The following is a 17564-nucleotide window of genomic DNA, read 5'->3' as shown; positions in this document are numbered from 1 at the left end:
CCGGGTGGGCGCGCAGCGCTTGTGGTCTTCACTTCATGCCGGCCACGAACCTCCAACGTTCGTGCGCGCGATGAGGTTGCAAGGCGCCCGCCCGAGGGGGCGGACGGGCGCCGCCCGGGCCGCCAGGGCGGCTGTTCCGGGCGAAAGAAGAACGGCAGCTTCGTCCGCGTTGCCGACCATTCCGAACGCTCCGTCCTTGTGACCTCCGGGATTAGATCGACCGAGTGCGGGAAACCGCGTTGAACCTCGCGCCCGATCCACTATCTTATGGGGAACCCGGTTTGCGCCGTCCGCAGACCCGACCGAGGAGTCTTGCCCCCGTGGGAAATGCCCGTAACATCGCCTTTTGGGTCGTGCTGTTCTTGCTGATCCTTGCGCTATTCAATCTGTTCAGCGACGGCCAGTCGACCATGGCGTCGCGAACACTGAGCTATTCGGACTTCATCCGGCAGGTCGAGGACGGAACCGTTTCGTCGGTTACCATTGACGGCGAACGCCTGCGTGTGCGCGGCACCGACGGCACGCTTTTCACCACGATCCTTCCCGACGGCACGGACGTGACCGACCGGTTGCTGGCCGAGAACGTTCAGGTCACCGCCGAGCCGCAACAGCAGAACGGCCTTCTGGCCTATCTCGGCACGCTTCTGCCCTTCATCATCCTGATCGGCATCTGGATCTTCCTGATGAACCGCATGCAGGGCGGCGGGCGCGGCGGCGCGATGGGCTTCGGCAAATCCAAGGCCAAGCTGCTGACAGAGAAGCAGGGCCGCGTCACCTTTGACGATGTGGCCGGGATCGACGAGGCCAAGGAAGAACTGGAGGAGATCGTCGAATTCCTGCGCAATCCGCAGAAATTCTCCCGCCTCGGCGGCAAGATCCCCAAGGGCGCGCTGCTCGTCGGCCCCCCGGGCACCGGCAAGACACTCCTGGCGCGCGCCATCGCGGGTGAGGCTGGCGTGCCGTTCTTCACCATTTCGGGCTCCGATTTCGTCGAGATGTTCGTGGGCGTCGGCGCATCCCGCGTGCGCGACATGTTCGAACAGGCCAAGAAGAACGCGCCCTGCATCGTCTTCATCGACGAGATCGATGCGGTGGGGCGTTCGCGCGGTATCGGCTCTGGCGGCGGTAACGACGAACGCGAACAGACGCTGAACCAGCTTCTGGTCGAGATGGACGGCTTCGAAGCCAACGAGGGCATCATCATCGTCGCCGCCACCAACCGCCCCGATGTGCTCGATCCGGCGCTGCTGCGTCCGGGTCGATTCGATCGCCAGATTCAGGTGCCGAACCCCGATATCAAGGGGCGCGAGAAGATCCTCGGCGTGCATGCCCGCAAGGTGCCGCTCGGTCCCGATGTGGATCTGCGAATCATCGCCCGCGGTACGCCCGGCTTTTCGGGGGCCGATCTGGCCAACCTGGTCAACGAGGCGGCGCTGATGGCGGCGCGCATCGGCCGGCGCTTCGTGACCATGGAGGATTTCGAAAACGCCAAGGACAAGGTGATGATGGGCTCCGAGCGGCGCTCGATGGTCATGACCGAGGACGAGAAGAAGCTTACCGCCTATCACGAGGCGGGGCACGCCATCGTCGGCCTCAACGTGCCGCAGCACGACCCGATCCACAAGGCGACGATCATTCCGCGCGGCCGGGCGCTCGGCCTTGTCCTGTCGCTGCCCGAGCGCGACCAGCTTTCTGTCACCTATACCAAGTACACGTCGAAAATCGCCATGGCGATGGGTGGCAAGGTGGCCGAGGAACTGATCTTCGGCAAGGAGAACGTGACCAGCGGAGCGGCCTCGGATATCCAGCAGGTGACCCGGATCGCCCGCGCCATGGTAACCCAGTTCGGCATGTCCGACGAGCTTGGCAATATCGACTACGCCAACGAGCAGCACAGCTATCTCGGCAGCTACCAGGCCGCCGCCAATGCCTCGCCCGAGACGCAGGAGCGGATCGACGAGGAGGTGCGCCGGCTGGTGGACGAGGGCTACGAGACCGCCAAGCGCGTGCTGACAGAAAAGCATGACGATCTGGTGCGACTGGCCGAGGGGCTGCTCGAATACGAGACGCTGACCGGCAGCGAGATCACACGCGTCATCGCCGGTGAGCCGCTCAAGCGTGGTGACGATGACGATACCCCCGCCGACAGCGGCACGCCGTCCTCGCTCACCGCGATCCCCAAGACCAAGCCCAAGGCGCCCAAGGCCGAGCCGGGGCTCGAACCCGACCCGACCGCGTGAGCGCGACCCCGGCGAACGACTGGAACCCCGGGGCCTATCTCAGGTTCCGGGGTTTGCGTTTGCGCCCGGCGCTCGATCTGCTGAGCGCCGTGCCGGATTTGCCCACCGGCGGCATTGCCGATCTGGGCTGTGGCAGCGGAGCGATCGCCGGGGCGATGGCCGCCCGTTTCCCGGCAAGGTCGCTGACAGGCATCGATTCCTCACCGGCCATGCTCGATGCGGCACGCGAGGGGGGCGGATACGATACGCTGACCGAAGCCGATATCGCGGCATGGCGACCGGCGGAGCCGCCGGCGCTGATCTTCTCCAACGCGGCGCTGCACTGGCTCGGGCGCCACGACCTGCTTTTCCCGCGCCTGATGGGCTTTCTCGCACCCGGTGGTACGCTGGCGGTGCAGATGCCGCGCCAGTTCGAGGCCCCGTCGCACAGCCTGTTGCGGAAGCTGGCGGCGGCGCTGTTTCCCGACAGGTTCGACTGGTCGGACTGGCGGCCACCCGTCGCCCCGCCCGAGGCCTATTTCACCCTGCTGGCGCCGATGGGCGAGGCCATCGTCTGGGAGACGGTCTATTACCAGCGGCTTGCCGCAACCGACGAGGGGCATCCGGTGCGCGCCTTCACCCGCTCGACCGCGGCGCGGCCGATCCTCGACAGATTGTCAGCGAGCGAGGCGGGGATGTTCCTCGCCGCCTATGACGCGAGCCTTGACGAACAATATCCGGCGCAGCCGGACGGGTCGGTGCTGTTCCCGTTCCGGCGCCTGTTTCTGGTTGTTACGGCAAACTGACCGGCCGGCGCCGCCCCCGGTATTGGAAATGTCGGAAACGCCGCCCTGTTCCGGCGTTACAACCTGTATCCGGAACGCAATACAACTACCGTCGCCGTTCAAGGGAGGAACTCATGGCCCACAAATCGGATATCGAGATCGCGCGGGAAGCGAAAAAGAAACCGATCCAGGAAATAGGCGAGATGCTCGGCATTCCTGCCGGGCATCTGCTGCCCTATGGTCACGACAAGGCAAAGGTCGACCAGCAGTTCATCGACGGCCTGGCGGATCGTCCCTATGGCAAGCTGATCCTGGTGACCGCGATCAACCCGACCCCGGCGGGCGAGGGCAAGACGACAACCACGGTGGGGCTTGGCGACGGGCTGAACCGGATCGGCCGCAAGGCCGCGATCTGCATCCGCGAGGCCTCGCTCGGACCCTGTTTCGGCATGAAGGGCGGGGCGGCCGGCGGCGGCTATGCGCAGGTCGTGCCGATGGAGGACATGAACCTTCACTTCACCGGCGATTTCCACGCCATTACCAGCGCCCACAACCTGCTTTCGGCGATGATCGACAACCACATCTACTGGGGCAACGAACTGGGCATCGACGAACGCCGGGTAAGCTGGCGCAGGGTGGTCGACATGAACGACCGCGCGCTGCGCGACATCGTCACCTCGCTGGGCGGCGTCGCCAACGGCTTTCCGCGCCAGACGGGCTTCGACATCACGGTCGCCTCCGAGGTGATGGCCTGCCTCTGCCTGGCGAGCGGTCTCGAAGACCTGCAACAGCGCCTGGGCGATATCATCGTCGCCTATCGCCGCGACCGCAGCCCGATCTTCTGCCGCGACCTGAAGGCCGACGGTGCGATGACCGTTCTGCTGAAGGACGCGATGCAGCCGAATCTGGTGCAGACGCTGGAAAACAACCCGGCCTTCGTGCACGGCGGGCCCTTTGCCAATATCGCCCATGGTTGCAACTCGGTGATAGCCACCAGAACAGCGCTGAGACTGGCCGATTACGTGGTGACCGAAGCGGGGTTCGGTGCCGATCTCGGGGCCGAGAAGTTCATGAACATCAAGTGCCGCAAGGCCGGGCTGGCGCCCGATGCGGTGGTGATCGTCGCCACGATCCGCGCGCTCAAGTCGAACGGCGGCGTGGCCAAGGCCGATCTGGGAAAGGAGAATGTCGAGGCCGTCCTGGCCGGCTGCCCCAACCTCGGACGGCACATCGCCAACCTGAAGAGCTTTGGCGTGCCGGTCGTTGTCGCGATCAACCATTTCGTTTCCGACACCGACACCGAGATCGGGGTGGTCAGGGCATATGTCGCGGAACACGGCTCCGAGGCGTTTGTCTGCACGCACTGGGCCGAGGGATCGGCGGGGATTGTCGACCTGGCCGAGCGTGTGGCCAGGATTGCCGACAGCGGGGTTTCGCAATTCGCGCCGCTCTACGATGACGACATGCCCCTGTTCGCCAAGATCGAAACCATCGCCAAGCGAATCTATCACGCCAGCGGCGTTCTGGCCGACAAGAGCATTCGCAACCAGCTTCACCAGTGGGAAAGCCAGGGCTACGGCAGGTTGCCGATCTGCATGGCCAAGACGCAATATTCGTTTTCGACCGACCCCAACCTGCGCGGCGCGCCGAGCGGTCACGGGGTTCCGGTCCGCGAGGTGCGGCTGGCGGCCGGTGCGGGCTTCATCGTGGTGATCTGCGGCGAGATCATGACCATGCCCGGCCTGCCGCGCGTGCCCTCGGCCGAGACCATCGGGCTCAACGACGCCGGCGAAATCGAGGGGTTGTTCTGACCGGTGAGGGGTATATGTCTGCGGCCTCATGGAAGGCCGCAGGAGTCCCGCATGCCACGCATTCGCCCCGAGGATTGCCCGTCGATGGCCGTGCTGCGCCTGCAGATCGACGATCTGGACCGGCAGCTGGTGGCGGCACTGGCCGAACGGGCACGCTATATCGACCGCGCGGCGGAACTGAAGCTTGGCGCGGGGCTGCCGGCGCGGATCGAAGCGCGGGTGGAGGAGGTGGTGGCCAACGTTCGGCGGGCGGCGGGCGAGGCCGGGCTGGACCGCGATCTGGCCGAGACCCTGTGGCGACAGTTGATCGACTGGTCGATCCGCCGCGAAGAGGCGATACTGGGCGAAGGCCCGGCCTGAAACGGCCGGGGCGCAAGAGCGGAAACGGAAAGAAGGAGCAGCAGGCATGACGGCCCGGATCATCGACGGCAAGGCCTTTGCGGCGCATCTGCGCGCCAGAGTCGGAACCGAAGTGGCCCGGCTCGATGCCGAACACGGCATCACCCCGGGGCTTGCTGTGGTTCTGGTGGGCGAGGATCCGGCAAGCGAGGTCTACGTTCGCAACAAGGGCAGGCAGACGCGCGAGGCCGGAATGCTGTCGATCGAGCACCGGCTGCCCGCCGATACTCCGCAGGAGGATCTGCTGGTATTGGTCCAAAGCCTCAACGCCGATCCGCAGGTACATGGAATCCTTGTCCAGTTGCCGTTGCCCGGGCATATCGATACCGATCTCGTGATCAATTCCATCGATCCGGCCAAGGATGTGGACGGGTTCAACATCCTCAATGTCGGGCTGCTGGCGACTGGCCAGAAGTGCCTTGTGCCGTGCACGCCGCTGGGCTGTCTGATGCTGCTGCGCGAGGAACTGGGCTCGCTTTCCGGGCTCGAAGCGGTGGTGGTGGGCCGCTCGAACATCGTCGGCAAGCCGATGGTACAGCTTCTGCTGCGCGAGCATTGCACCGTGACCGTCGCCCATTCGCGCACCCGCGATCTGCCCGAGGTGGTGCGGCGCGCCGATATCGTGATCGCCGCCGTCGGCCAGCCGAAGATGATCAAGGGCGACTGGATCAGGCGCGGCGCGACGGTGATCGATGTCGGTATCAACCGCATTCCGGCGCAAGACGGCAAGACCCGACTGGTGGGGGATGTGGATTTCGAAAGCGCCCGGGAGGTTGCCTCCGCCATCACACCGGTTCCCGGCGGCGTCGGCCCGATGACCATCGCCTGTCTTCTGGCCAATACCGTCACTGCCTGCTGCCGCGCCAACGGCCTGCCGGAACCCAGGGGCCTGTCGGCCTGACCGGGCGGCGGCGGGCGTCTAGCGGCGGGTACGGCCGGCCGCTACGGGAAAGCTGACCGGCGTCGGCCCGGTCAGGATGGCGTGCGCCTGCGCGTCCATCAGGGACGCAAGTTCGGGCGCGGTGCAGTCCATACCGCCGGTATAGGCGCCAAAGGCGGGCAGGATCAGCCGCCGGCCATCGGTCAGGAAACAGGCGCGCCGGATCGCCGCCCCCCGGCCGCGCAGCGTCGCCTTGGGGTGAAAATGCCCCGAAACCTCGCCCGACTGGGGGCCAGTCTCGGCGATGTGACGGAAGACCAGCCCTTGCCGGCGGTATTCGCGCCGATGTTCGCCGCCATGATCCAGCGGGCCGGGATCGTGGTTTCCCTCGATCCAGATCCAGCGCAGCCCGGCCATCATCCGGGTCAGCCACAGATCCTGCGCCTCTGGCAGGCAGGCCGAGGCGGCAAGATCGTCGAAACTGTCGCCAAGGCAGATTACGGTTTCGGGCCGGGTGGCAGCGATGGCCGCGTCGAGCCGGCCCAGCGTTTCGGTGCCGTCGTAAGGCGGCAGCAGGCCGCCGCCCCGGCGGGCCATCCGTTCCGATTTGCCCAGATGCAGATCCGCCACGCAGAGCAGCCGTTCGCCGGGCCACCACATGGCGCCCGACGGCAACGCGGCAAGATCGGCGCCGGCGAGTCGGAAGGGATATGTGTTCATGGGTTGTTCCTTTGCCCGGGACCGAGCCGGATGCAAGGGGCTATTCCGACAGGCCGGCTTCGGCCATCAGGCGTGCGGCCTCCTCGGCGATCAGCCGCTCGCGCGCCTGTCCGGCAATCGGAACCTTGCCGACCTCGAGCAGAATCGGCGCGGCAAAGGGCGTTACCCGGTCGAGCCGCAGCAGGTCGATCCGCCCCTCGACGCGCGCGATCATCTCCTCGATACGGCCGAAATCGACCAGACCGCGCCGCGCCTCCTCGCGCGTGATCTGCATCAGCAAGTGGTCGGGGTCGTATTTCAGCAGCGTGTCGTACAGTATGTCGGACGAAAACGTCGCCTGCCGTCCGGATTTGCGCGTTCCGGCAGAATTGCGCTCGATCAGCCCGGCAATGGTGGCCGAGGCGCGGAAGGTTCGTTTCATCACCGCGTTTTCGGCCAGCCAGTTCTCCAGCCCGGCGAGCAGCGTCTCGCGGCGAAAAAGCGGTGCCGCGTCGCGCAGCGGCTCGAGCCCCCAGATCAGGGTGGCATAATCGGTGGCGACAAAGCCCAGCGGCTGCAGCCCTGCGTCCTCCATCCGCCGTGTCAGCAGCAGGCCAAGCGTCTGCTGGGCGTTCCGTCCGGCGAAACCGTAGACGCAGGCATGCTCCTGCCCCTCGTGCGGGAAGCTCTCGATCAGGAGCCGCTCGCGCGAGGGCAGCGCCGACACCTCGCGCTGGAGCCTGAGCCAGTCGCGCGTATGGGCGGGCAGGGCGGACCAGTCCGGCGCCGCCAGCATGGTCAGAATGCGGTCCATCAGCCGGGTGGAACTAGCAAACCTGGTGCCGCTGAACACGGCGACCCTGGGCTTGCGGGCTGCGGTCCGGCTGACCTCGACCGTCATCTCGCGCAGGCCCTCGTAGCGCACGACCCTGCCACCGATCAGAAAGGTATCGCCGGGGGTGAGCGAGGCGGCGAATGCTTCTTCGACCTCGCCCAGCGGCTGGCCCTGGCCGCGATACCGGACCTTGAGCGTATCGCTGTCCTGAATGGTCCCGACATTCATCCGGATCCGCTGTGCCGAGCGCGGGTCGCGCAACTGCCACAGCCCGTCGGCGCGCCGCTGAAGCCGCCGCCAGCGGTCATAGGCGCGCAGCGCGTAGCCGCCGGTGGCGCAGAAATCTAGGCAGGCGTCGAAATCGGCGCGGCTCAACCCGGAATAGGGCCCGGCGCCGGACATCTCGGTGAACAGTTCATCGGCGTCGAACGGCCCGGCGCAGGCGGCGATCAGGATGTGCTGGCAGAGCACATCGAGCGGCCCCGGCCCACGCGGTGCCCCGTCGAGCTCGCCCGCCCGCACCGCCTCGAGCGCGGCCTGGCATTCAACGACCTCGAAGCGGTTTGCCGGAACCAGCAGTGCCCTGGACGGGGCGTTGTAGCGATGATTGGCACGGCCGATACGCTGCACCAGCCGCTTGACGTTCTTGGGCGCGCCGACCTGAATCACCAGGTCGACATCGCCCCAGTCTATGCCCAGATCGAGCGATCCGGTGCAGACAACGGCGCGCAGTTTTCCGGCGACCATCGCGGCTTCGACCCGGGTGCGCTGTTCGCGCGAGAGCGAGCCGTGGTGGATGCCGATGGGCAGCGCATCGTCATTGGCAAGCCACAGGTGGTGAAAGAAGATCTCGGCCTGCGCGCGCGTGTTGTGGAAGATCAGCGTCGTCCGGTGGGCGCGCACCTGTTCGAGCACGGCCGGTATGGCGTGAACGGCACCGCCCCCCGCCCATGGCGGCGGGCGGCCGGTCGCAAGCATGCCGATGTCCGGTGCCGGGCCCGGGTCGGCCTGCAGGATTTCGACCGGCCGGGAAGCCTGGGCCATCAGCCGCCCGATCGCGGCCGGATCGTCGACGGTTGCCGACAATCCGACCCGGCGCAAACCGGGTGCGAGCCGGGCCAGCCGGGCGAGCGACAGCATCAGCTGATCGCCGCGTTTCGATTCGGCAAGCGCATGAATCTCGTCGACGATGATGCGCGACAGCCCGGCGAACATGCGCGGCGCGTCGGGGTACGAGGTCAGCAACGCCAGCGATTCGGGTGTGGTCAGCAGGATATGCGGCGGGTCGGCGCGCTGGCGTTTCCTGCGCGAGGCCGGGGTATCGCCGGTACGGTCCTCGACCCGGACCGACAAGCCCATCCCGGCTATGGGAGCGGCAAGATTGCGCCCGATATCGGCCGCAAGCGCCTTGAGCGGCGAGATATAGAGCGTGTGCAGGCCCGTGTGCGCCCCGCCCGCCAGTTCGACAAGGCTGGGCAGAAACCCCGCCAGCGTTTTGCCGCCGCCGGTCGGGGCGATCAGCAGCAACGCCGGCGCAGCGCTCCGGTCGAGCATGGCTTGCTGATGGGGGTGAATCGACCAGCCGCGCGCGGCAAACCAGTCGGCAAAAACCGGCGGAAGGGCGGTGGAGGGGCGGTCGGCCAGGGTCATGCGCCGAATTTAGGCCCGAGAACAGGCCATGAACAGACGAAAGGGGGCGCTTTCAGTGGTCGATATGCGCCGCGCTTACGAACATGTTTTCCCATGCGCGGTCGATCAGGTCGGGGCGCATCTGGTTGGGAATGCCCTCGAAACGGCAGATCGAGATCATCTGATCGATCAGGAAGATCGGCTGATAATTGGCATAGACGTTTTCGATATCGGGATATTTTTTCTCCAGCAGGTAATCCAGCGCCGGCCGGTCGAGCGGCATGTTCCGCTTTTTCGCCACCAGCGCAAAGATCTTCAGGAAGTCCTCCTGCGTTGGCCCGTCGATCCGGATCTTGAAGAAAATCCGGCGCAGCGCCGCCTTGTCGAAAATCTCGTTGGGGTGAAAGTTGGTCGAGAAAATGACCAGCGTGTCGAACGGCACCTCGAACTTCTCGCCCGACTGGAGGGCGAGGATGTCGCGGTTTTCCTCAAGCGGCACGATCCAGCGGTTGACCAGCGCCTGCGGTGATTCCTTCTGACGGCCGAGGTCGTCGACGATGAAAATGCCCCCGTTCGATTTCAGTTGCAGCGGCGCCTGATAGGTGCGGGCGGTCGGATTGTAGACGAGATCGAGCATTTCGAGCGACAGCTCGCCTCCCGTGACCACGGTCGGGCGGTCGCAGCACACGTAGCGATTGTCAAAGCGGTTGGCCGAGCGGCGCAGCGCGGTCGGGTCGTCGGGCGTTTCCTCGGCGGCACTATGGATGATCGGATCGTAGACCGTGATGACCTGTCCGGCATATTCGATCGCCCGGGGGATGAAGATACGGTCGCCCATCGCGTCGCGAATACCGTTAGAGATCGAGGATTTCCCGTTGCCCGGCGGGCCGTACATCAGGATCGACCGTCCAGCCGATACCGCCGGGCCAAGCTGGTCCATCAGGGTTTGCGGCAGCACCAGCTGGCCCATGGCGCGGCCAAGCTCGTCGCGCGAGATGGGGATATCGCGCACCGACTGCCGCCGCACCTGCTCGGCGTAGGTTTCAAGCGGCACCGGCATGGCGCCGAAATACTCCGATTGCGCCAAAGCATCAAGCGCCCGGGCCTTGCCGGCCCCGGTAAGTTGATACCCCATCTCGCCGCCCGAGTTGGCGTGCAGGGTGCCGGTCGCTTCGACCAGCTTCTGCCCGCGCGCGAGATCGACCAGTTCCTGCGCGACCGGAACCGGCAGGCAGATTGCGCGCGAAAGATCGGAGACCGTCTCGATATTCTTGCGGAAGATCGTCTTGAGCAGGATGTCCCGCATCATGACGACGGGAAGCCGCACATCCTCGATCCGCAGCGGTGCGGGTGGCGCCATCAGATTGCCGACAAGAGCGTTCATGATACCTGTCCCTGTCGCATTTGCCCCGACCTAGCCATCGCCGAATGCGGCGAGGATCAGATAGAGCGTCAGGCTTGCCCCCAGAGAAACGCCCATCGGGAATTCTGCGCCGTGCCAGCTTCGCCAGTGCCCGACGGGCGACCGGAGCAACGGAATGGAGCGGACGGCGCGGTGGCAGGCCAGGGCGATCAGTGTGACACCGGCCAGCAGATACAGAGCTGTGGGCAAGTCGCCCGCCGCGACGAAGGGAGCCGCGGCAGCGGCGAATTTTGCGTCTCCCGCGCCCATCAGTCCGCCGAGGTTGATTGCAAAGCCGATCGTCAGAACCACGGGCAGGTGCAGCCATTGCCACAGATACTGGTCGCCTGGCAGTGCAGCCAGCCCGACCACCGCATATACGGCGATGAGTGCAAGAACCGACCGGTTGGGAATTTTCAGAAGGGCGAGGTCGCTCCATGATACCCAGAGCGCGACGGGAATCACCAGCGGCAGGAACCACTGCGCGGCACTTGCGGAAAGGTGAATCACGATGCGATCCGGAAACGGTGGCAGGTTTGGCCTTCACTCTGCCCCGCAGAGGTTGAATTCCGGTTAAGAGGTCCGCTTTGCCCTCACCTGCCGGGCCTTTCAGACGGGTGTGTCAAGCGCGTTGAGGCTGGTTACGGCTTCGGCGAAATGCCGGGGATGGGTATCGATCGCATCTTCGAGAAGCGACCGGCCGATCGTCACATCCCCGTGCTTGATCGCCGTCAGCGCAAGTGTATGCAGCAGTTGCGCCCTTTCGGTCTGTGTGGTTTCCAGAATCGGCATCTTGTAGTTACGCTGGGCGCCGCGCGCCAGAACCAGGTTGTTCTTTGCGGTGAACAGGTTCGGGTCGTACTGGAGCGCTTCGCCGAAAAGCCGCTCGGCCTCGCTGTACGCGCCGCGCGATAGCTTGGAGTAGCCCCAGTTGTTCAGCACCGATGAGGGCTTTGTCGTAAGGCCCGCAGCGGTTTCGTAGAAGCTGTCGGCCTTGCGCCATTCGTGTTTGCTGTCGGCGATCATCGCCTCGAGCTTGTAGCGTTCGAACGTCTCGTAGGTCGGCGGAACGCTGTCGAGCGTCTTTTCGGCCTGCTCCCACTTTCCGGCGCGGATCAGGGCGTCGGCGTAGCCCACCTTGTCGTCGGCAGTTGCGCCCTGCATTGCGGCGACCCTGGACCATGCCGCAACTGCTTCGGTGTTGTGCTTCGCACGGACCAGCGACTTCGCCAGATTGCGTTGCAGGTCGACACGACCCGGGTTCTCGGCCGCCGAACGCTTATAATATGCAACCGCCTCCTCGGGGTCGGCGACCGTTATCATGATGTCCGAGAGCGAGTTCTCGTCGATGGCGTTCACGCTGTGGATCGCACGGTCGACGTCGCTTGCACCGGGCCTGTTGCATGCGGCGAGCATCAGGATGCCGCCCATGCACAGGGTGACGAGAAACATGTTGCGCATTTTCCGTGTCCTCTGCTGCTCTGCCTCAGGGTGCGCCGCGCAACCGGTAGGTTCCGCTGCCATCTCGCACCAGTTCGTATCTTGTTTTGTTTTCCGTGGTTCCGGCCGGATTTTTCATCCGGGCAAGCGCATTCGTCAGGTTGTTCCGGATTTCGCTGCTCTGCCCGCGGTCGAGCGCGAATGCGATGCGAAAGACCCGGGCGGCCTCGCCGACCTGCTGCTGTTCCATCAGGACAACACCCAGATTGTTCCAGGCGGCGGCATACGTCTCGTCGGTTTCGACCGCGCGGCGCAGCAGCCGCTCGGCCTGTCCCAGCCGTCCGAGTTGCAGGTTGGCGGAGCCGAGCGCTGAAAGCACATCGGCATTAAGCCCCTGCTCGGCACCGGCCCGCAGGTAGGCGTTGAGTGCAAGTTCGTGTTCGCCGGCATCCATCAGGCGGTGCCCTACCGTCAGGCCGTCGACCGAATGGTTGTGCGCGCGCGTCGCATGTTGCGCCCGGGGGCCCTTGTGTTGCGGGTCCAGACGCGGGTCTTCGCTGCAGGCCGCCGTTGCCAGGCTCAGGAACAGGGCAAGCAGACGGTTGCGCCGTGCGGCGCCCGATGCCGTCCGATGGCCAGGCTCAGAACCCGCCGCCATGAAATGTCTTTACGATACTGTAGAGGGACGGGCCGATCAGGATCAACAGCAGCGGCGGCACCGTGAACATCATCGTGCCGAGGGTGAGCTTCGTCGGCAGCTTGTTGGCCGCCTCCTCGGCGCGCATGACCCGCTTGTCGCGCATTTCGCTTGCATAGACGCGAAGCGCATCGGCGATCGAGGTGCCGAAGGTTGTCGATTGGATGAGGACGGTCACGAACGAGCCGACATCGGGCACGCCGCTTCGGGCGGACATGTCCTTGAGCACCTGGATCTTGTCCTTACCGGCCTTCATTTCGTTCGCGACGATCTCGAATTCGTCGGCCAGTGCCGGAAACCCGGCGCGGAGTTCCCGTGCGACGCGAATGATCGATTGTTCGAGGGATTGTCCGGCTTCGACGCAGACGAGCATCATGTCGAGCGAATCCGGAAAGCCGTTGGTAATCTCGCCCCGGCGGGTCTGAAGCCGCCGGTTGACCCAGTATTTCGGCAGGTAATATCCGATTGCACCCGGAAGGATGACCATCAGGATCAGCTTCCGGGTCGGAACCTCGCCCGTGGCCGAACTGACGAGGGCGTAGAGCAGCCCCAGGGTGAGAAAACCGAGGCCAAGCGCGAATTGCGCGAAGTGAAATGCGCGGACGGCCGATTTCGAACGGTAGCCGGCCTGCAGCATTGTCAGCCGGGCGTTCGACATTTCCCGCTCGTCCTGCGGCTCCAGAAAGGTCGAGAACTTGTCGAGTTTTTCTGCCTGCCCGCCGTGCTGACGCAACTGCTTTCCGGTTTGTGCGCCGCCTCTGTCAGCAGCTTTCCGAACCCTCGTCTGCGATTTCAGTTTCGACAGCGGGTCCGGAGGGCGATTGAGAAAGACCGGAAGTGTGCAGGCCACCATGAACACACCCAGCGCTCCGACCAGATAGAGAGGAGCGAGTTCGCCGAATCTTTCGACAAGCCAGGAATATGCGCGGACAAGCGGTTCCATCATGTGCCTCAGACCTTGATGTTGACCATGATCTTCATGAAGATCACGTTAACGATCAGGAAGGCGGCGACGACGAGACATGCCGGGACGAAGGCCGGGGTATCCTTGATCTCGGCGTAGTAATCCGGCTGGATGACGTTGATGCCCATGAGGGCAACAATCGGGAAGCCCGACAGGAACATACCGGACCATTTCGCTTCGGCAGTGATGGCCCTGACACGGCGAAACAGCTTGAACCGTGCGCGGATCACCTTTGCCAGCCCGTCGAGGATCTCGGCCAGATTGCCGCCGGACTGCTGCTGAATTGTGACCGCCACCGCCAGAAAACGCAGGTCCTGCATGTCCATGCGTTCGGCCAGATCTTTCAGGCTGTCTGAAATGTTGCGCCCATAGGCGCTTTCGTCGGCGATGAGGCCGAATTCACTTCCCAGCGGGTCGGCGACCTCGCGGGCCACGATGTTCACGGCCGATGAAAACGGGTGGCCGACGCGCAGCGAGCGTACCATCAGTTCAACCGCATCGGGCAGTTGTTCCTCGATCATGGCCAGGCGTTTCTTCGCCTTGTTGTTGATCCAGACATAGACGCCGCCAACGCCCATGATCAGGGCGACGAGCATGCGAACCGCGAGCCCGGTGTCGGTTGCGAACGACAGCCCGGCAAAGGCCAGCGCCGAGAGCAGTGCCATCACCATGAGAAGTTGCGGCGGCGAGAAGGCGATATTGGCTTTCTGCGCCCTCTCGGCGAGGATCGAATAGAGTGGAATGCCGCGGGCATTGACGTGCTGCGACATTTCCTTGCGGAGTTGTTCGAGAACCTCGCCGCGCGCACCGCCCTTTTCCAGCAGTTCGAGGCGGCGGTTTACCCGGCGGTTGAGGCTGATCGACTTGCCGAAAACGGTCAGGTAGAGCCCTTCGACCAGTGCGAGCACGGCAACGAAGGTGATCACATAGATCAGGGGGGCGGCAGATATCTCCATGATGCGCTGCCCTAGACGACGGGTTCATAGATCGACGGCGGCAGGTCGTAGCCCCACTGTCTGAAGCGTTCTGCATAATAGGAGCGAATGCCGTTGGCATTGAAGCGGCCGAGAATCCGTCCGTCGCTCTGAAGCCCGAGCCGTTCGTAGCGGAATACTTCCTGCATCGAGATGACCTCGCCTTCCATGCCGGTAATTTCGGTGATCGAGGTCATCCGCCGCGATCCGTCCTGCAGCCGCGAAGCCTGGACGATCAGGTTCACGGCGCTGGCGATTTGCGCCCGTACTGCTTTCAGCGGCATCTCGATACCGGCCATCGCAACCATGTTTTCGAGCCGGCTTACCGCGTCGCGGGCGGAGTTGGCGTGAATCGTCGTCATCGAGCCATCGTGCCCGGTGTTCATCGCCTGCAGCATGTCGATGACCTCTTCGCCGCGGGTTTCGCCGACGATGATCCGGTCGGGGCGCATCCGCAGTGCGTTGCGCAGGCAATCGCGCTGGCTGACCTGCCCCTTGCCCTCGACGTTGGCCGGCCGGCTCTCCATCCGCCCGACATGGGTCTGTTGCAACTGCAACTCGGCGGTATCCTCGATGGTGAGGATGCGTTCGGAATTGTCGATGAAGCTCGACAGGGCGTTGAGCGTTGTCGTCTTGCCCGAACCCGTCCCACCCGAGACGATGATGTTGAGCCGCGTGGCCACAGCTGCCTGGAGATAGAGCGCCATGTCTTCGGTGAAGGCACCGAACCGGACAAGATCGCCGATGCCGAGCTTGTCCTTCTTGAACTTGCGGATCAAGACCAGGCTGCCATCGACGGCAATCGGCGGAACCATCGCGTTGAAACGCGAGCCATCGGCGAGACGGGCATCGACATAGGGGTTGGATTCGTCGACACGCCGGCCAACCGCAGAGACGATCTTGTCGATGATCCTGAGCAGGTGCCGCTCGTCCTTGAAGGTGATGTCCGAGATCTGAAGCCTGCCGTCGCGTTCGACAAAGATCTGCTGCGGACCGTTCACCAGAATGTCGTTTACCGTATCATCCTTCAGCAGCGGTTCGAGCGGCCCTAGCCCGGTCACCTCGTCGAACAGGTCCTGATGCAGCGTCGCCTGTTCCTCCCGGTTCAGGACGATGGACTGCTGGTCGAGCGTCTCGCTGGTGATTGCGGCGATTTCCTGGCGGAGGTCCTTTTCCGAGGCGGTCTCGAGCGCGGCGAGATTCAGGTTGTCGAGCAGAACCTTGTGCAGTTCGACCTTGATTTCGGCCAGTTTCTCGCGGCGCTTGCGCTCCTTGTCGGCAACCGCCGGCGGCGCGGCGGTTTTGGCCGGGGCGGCTCTGGCGCCGGCTCCGCCCTCGACCTGCTGCGGAATGCCGGTCCGGGCGCGCGCTGGTGCAGCAACCGTGGCGGCAGATACGGTGCCTTGTTTCTTGTAGCGTGAAAACATCGGTCGTTTCCTCGGTTCCGCTCCACGGCGGCGGCTAATTTGCAGCCGTCTCTTTCGCGATCAGGTCGCGCAACGATCCGGCAAGTTTGGCGATCTCCCTGCGCAGGGGGTTTTTTGCCGCGCTCTGGGCGAGGGGGTGGCCATTGTCGCCGGCCTGCGTGACCTGTTTCTGACCATCCGGCAGCAGCAGTTCGATATCGATATCGAGGCTGTCCGCCATCCGCTTGATCCGCGACCGTCCCTGCAGGTCGGTGAAGCGCGGCGCACGGTTCATTGCGAAGCGGAGCTTGCCGAGGGGCAGATCCTCGCTCTTGAGAAGCCGCACGAAGCGCAGGGCGTTCTGCGCCGACCGCATGTCGAGTTCGAGCAGGGCGAAATAGATATCCGACGCCCGTAGGACGGTTTCGGTCCAGGCGATCAGCGTTGTCGGCATGTCGATCAGGACCACGTCGAATTGCCGGCGCGCAATCTCGATGATCTTCCCGACCCCGTCCGGGCCGACGATATCGAAGGGAAGAATATCGGGCGGCGCCGTCAGCACGCTCACCCTCTCGCCGAAAATCTGGATAGCCTGTGTCAGGGTTTCGGCGTCGAGCGTTTCGGGGTCCGAAAGGATCTCGGACACGATATCGCGGCGTGTCAGGTCGAGATAAGTCGCGACGCTTCCTGTCTGAAGGTCGAAATCGAGCAGACAGACCCGGAGCGCGACCCGCGTCGCATCGGGCGATGCCAGTTCCCACGCCAGGTTGACAGCGAAGGTTGTTGCCCCGACGCCGCCGGCGAGCCCGTGAACCGCAAGCAGCGTTCCCGCGGGCTGGTCGCCGGCGTAGGTCGGGATGGCGCCCTGCGGCGCGGTTGCCGGAATCGCCGGCGGGGAGGGGCGGCGGATTTTCTCGAGTGCTTCGCGCAGTGCCCCCTCCGGCAGCGGATAGGGCAGGAACTCGCTTGCCCCCGAACGCATCAGCCGATGCAGCGTGCCCGGGCTTACCGAACTGGCGATCAGGATGATCCTGATTCCCCGGTCGCTTGCTTCGGCCACCAGATCGAGGATCAGGTCGATTCGATCCTCGTCGGTTTCGTCCAGCGCGAGGGCGAGGAATTCCAGCGCCCCGGCTTCGGGCTGATCGAGATAGGCGAGCGCGTCGGAAAACGAAAGATCGCCCCAGCTTTCGCCCATCGCTGTCTCCATGTCGCTGATGAGGAGATCGAAATTCGAGACGTCGCGGCTGACGGTGCATGCAGCGACTGGGGCCGGCTCTGGCTGCAAGGCCGCGCTGCTGCTCATACGATGTTCGCTCCCTGAAGCCTGCGACATGGAAATTGCGGCGCTCCTGCCCGGCCTCCGGGTACATGCCCCGGTTCTCAGGCGGTGCGCGGCAGCATTCTGCGCTTCGGAGGTTTAA

15 protein-coding genes are annotated in these 17564 nt (G+C 64.6%); 5 read left to right on the top strand and 10 right to left on the bottom strand.

Annotated elements, in window-relative coordinates:
- Positions 1 to 320: 320 nt before the first annotated feature.
- From ftsH to folD, 5 genes are all read left to right on the top strand, one after another.
- Positions 321 to 2240 (top strand): ATP-dependent zinc metalloprotease FtsH, encoded by a 1920-nt coding sequence (gene ftsH, locus ACK5IR_RS02825; RefSeq protein WP_416925698.1) that lies wholly within the window; start codon positions 321 to 323, stop codon positions 2238 to 2240.
- A complete protein-coding gene (locus ACK5IR_RS02820; protein WP_416925696.1) occupies positions 2237 to 3025 on the top strand; it encodes a methyltransferase domain-containing protein in 789 nt (262 codons plus the stop codon). Before ftsH ends, ACK5IR_RS02820 begins: the two co-directional genes overlap by 4 nt.
- A 113-nt stretch (positions 3026 to 3138) precedes the next feature.
- Complete coding sequence (locus ACK5IR_RS02815) at positions 3139 to 4815, top strand: formate--tetrahydrofolate ligase (RefSeq protein ID WP_416925694.1); 1677 nt, start codon at positions 3139 to 3141, stop codon at positions 4813 to 4815.
- A 51-nt stretch (positions 4816 to 4866) separates the two neighbouring features.
- Positions 4867 to 5175 carry a chorismate mutase gene (locus ACK5IR_RS02810; protein ID WP_416925692.1) on the top strand — a complete coding sequence of 103 codons (309 nt, stop codon included), beginning with the start codon at positions 4867 to 4869 and terminating at the stop codon, positions 5173 to 5175.
- Positions 5176 to 5221: 46 nt separating this feature from the next.
- Positions 5222 to 6115, top strand: a complete 894-nt coding sequence (folD, locus tag ACK5IR_RS02805; RefSeq protein WP_416925690.1) for a bifunctional methylenetetrahydrofolate dehydrogenase/methenyltetrahydrofolate cyclohydrolase FolD — start codon at positions 5222 to 5224, stop codon at positions 6113 to 6115.
- 18 nt (positions 6116 to 6133) lie between these two features.
- On the opposite strand, the gene pdeM is transcribed toward folD, so the two are convergent.
- The 10 genes from pdeM to ACK5IR_RS02755 all read right to left on the bottom strand — a co-directional run bounded on the left by pdeM (position 6134) and on the right by ACK5IR_RS02755 (position 17446).
- A complete protein-coding gene (pdeM, locus tag ACK5IR_RS02800; RefSeq protein WP_416925688.1) occupies positions 6134 to 6814 on the bottom strand; it encodes a ligase-associated DNA damage response endonuclease PdeM in 681 nt (226 codons plus the stop codon).
- Between the two features lie 40 nt (positions 6815 to 6854).
- A complete protein-coding gene (locus tag ACK5IR_RS02795; protein WP_416925686.1) occupies positions 6855 to 9278 on the bottom strand; it encodes a ligase-associated DNA damage response DEXH box helicase in 2424 nt (807 codons plus the stop codon).
- A 52-nt stretch (positions 9279 to 9330) separates the two neighbouring features.
- Complete coding sequence (locus tag ACK5IR_RS02790) at positions 9331 to 10641, bottom strand: ATPase (protein ID WP_416925684.1); 1311 nt, start codon at positions 10639 to 10641, stop codon at positions 9331 to 9333.
- Between the two features lie 30 nt (positions 10642 to 10671).
- A complete protein-coding gene (locus tag ACK5IR_RS02785; protein WP_416925682.1) occupies positions 10672 to 11169 on the bottom strand; it encodes a prepilin peptidase in 498 nt (165 codons plus the stop codon).
- Between the two features lie 99 nt (positions 11170 to 11268).
- A complete protein-coding gene (locus ACK5IR_RS02780) occupies positions 11269 to 12120 on the bottom strand; it encodes a tetratricopeptide repeat protein (protein ID WP_416925680.1) in 852 nt (283 codons plus the stop codon).
- Positions 12121 to 12145: 25 nt separating this feature from the next.
- Entirely contained in the window at positions 12146 to 12757 is a 612-nt protein-coding gene (locus tag ACK5IR_RS02775) for a tetratricopeptide repeat protein (RefSeq protein ID WP_416925678.1), read from the bottom strand.
- Positions 12741 to 13739 (bottom strand): type II secretion system F family protein, encoded by a 999-nt coding sequence (locus tag ACK5IR_RS02770; RefSeq protein WP_416925676.1) that lies wholly within the window; start codon positions 13737 to 13739, stop codon positions 12741 to 12743. The genes ACK5IR_RS02775 and ACK5IR_RS02770 overlap by 17 nt, the downstream gene beginning before the upstream one ends.
- Before the next feature lie 8 nt (positions 13740 to 13747).
- Entirely contained in the window at positions 13748 to 14716 is a 969-nt protein-coding gene (locus tag ACK5IR_RS02765) for a type II secretion system F family protein (RefSeq protein WP_416925674.1), read from the bottom strand.
- A gap of 11 nt (positions 14717 to 14727) precedes the next feature.
- Entirely contained in the window at positions 14728 to 16161 is a 1434-nt protein-coding gene (locus tag ACK5IR_RS02760) for a CpaF family protein (RefSeq protein WP_416925672.1), read from the bottom strand.
- A 34-nt stretch (positions 16162 to 16195) separates the two neighbouring features.
- Entirely contained in the window at positions 16196 to 17446 is a 1251-nt protein-coding gene (locus ACK5IR_RS02755) for an AAA family ATPase (RefSeq protein ID WP_416925670.1), read from the bottom strand.
- Between the last annotated feature and the right edge of the window lie 118 nt (positions 17447 to 17564).

Origin of the sequence: Tropicimonas sp. (genome assembly GCF_047971885.1) — a bacterium.
Lineage (GTDB): Bacteria > Pseudomonadota > Alphaproteobacteria > Rhodobacterales > Rhodobacteraceae > Tropicimonas.
The sequence above is the reverse complement of the archived record's forward strand: the minus strand, read 5'-3'. Positions and strand labels throughout refer to the sequence as shown.

What these genes read in the sequence shown, in the direction of transcription:
- ACK5IR_RS02815 (WP_416925694.1), top strand. Translation starts at nt 3,139, where the DNA reads ATGGCCCACAAATCGGATATCGAGATCGCGCGGGAAGCGAAAAAGAAA.
- ACK5IR_RS02810 (WP_416925692.1), top strand. Translation starts at nt 4,867, where the DNA reads ATGCCACGCATTCGCCCCGAGGATTGCCCGTCGATGGCCGTGCTGCGC.
- folD (WP_416925690.1), top strand. Translation starts at nt 5,222, where the DNA reads ATGACGGCCCGGATCATCGACGGCAAGGCCTTTGCGGCGCATCTGCGC.
- pdeM (WP_416925688.1), bottom strand. Translation starts at nt 6,814, where the DNA reads ATGAACACATATCCCTTCCGACTCGCCGGCGCCGATCTTGCCGCGTTG.
- ACK5IR_RS02795 (WP_416925686.1), bottom strand. Translation starts at nt 9,278, where the DNA reads ATGACCCTGGCCGACCGCCCCTCCACCGCCCTTCCGCCGGTTTTTGCC.
- ACK5IR_RS02790 (WP_416925684.1), bottom strand. Translation starts at nt 10,641, where the DNA reads ATGAACGCTCTTGTCGGCAATCTGATGGCGCCACCCGCACCGCTGCGG.
- ACK5IR_RS02780 (WP_416925680.1), bottom strand. Translation starts at nt 12,120, where the DNA reads ATGCGCAACATGTTTCTCGTCACCCTGTGCATGGGCGGCATCCTGATG.
- ACK5IR_RS02775 (WP_416925678.1), bottom strand. Translation starts at nt 12,757, where the DNA reads ATGGCGGCGGGTTCTGAGCCTGGCCATCGGACGGCATCGGGCGCCGCA.
- ACK5IR_RS02770 (WP_416925676.1), bottom strand. Translation starts at nt 13,739, where the DNA reads ATGGAACCGCTTGTCCGCGCATATTCCTGGCTTGTCGAAAGATTCGGC.
- ACK5IR_RS02765 (WP_416925674.1), bottom strand. Translation starts at nt 14,716, where the DNA reads ATGGAGATATCTGCCGCCCCCCTGATCTATGTGATCACCTTCGTTGCC.
- ACK5IR_RS02760 (WP_416925672.1), bottom strand. Translation starts at nt 16,161, where the DNA reads ATGTTTTCACGCTACAAGAAACAAGGCACCGTATCTGCCGCCACGGTT.
- ACK5IR_RS02755 (WP_416925670.1), bottom strand. Translation starts at nt 17,446, where the DNA reads ATGAGCAGCAGCGCGGCCTTGCAGCCAGAGCCGGCCCCAGTCGCTGCA.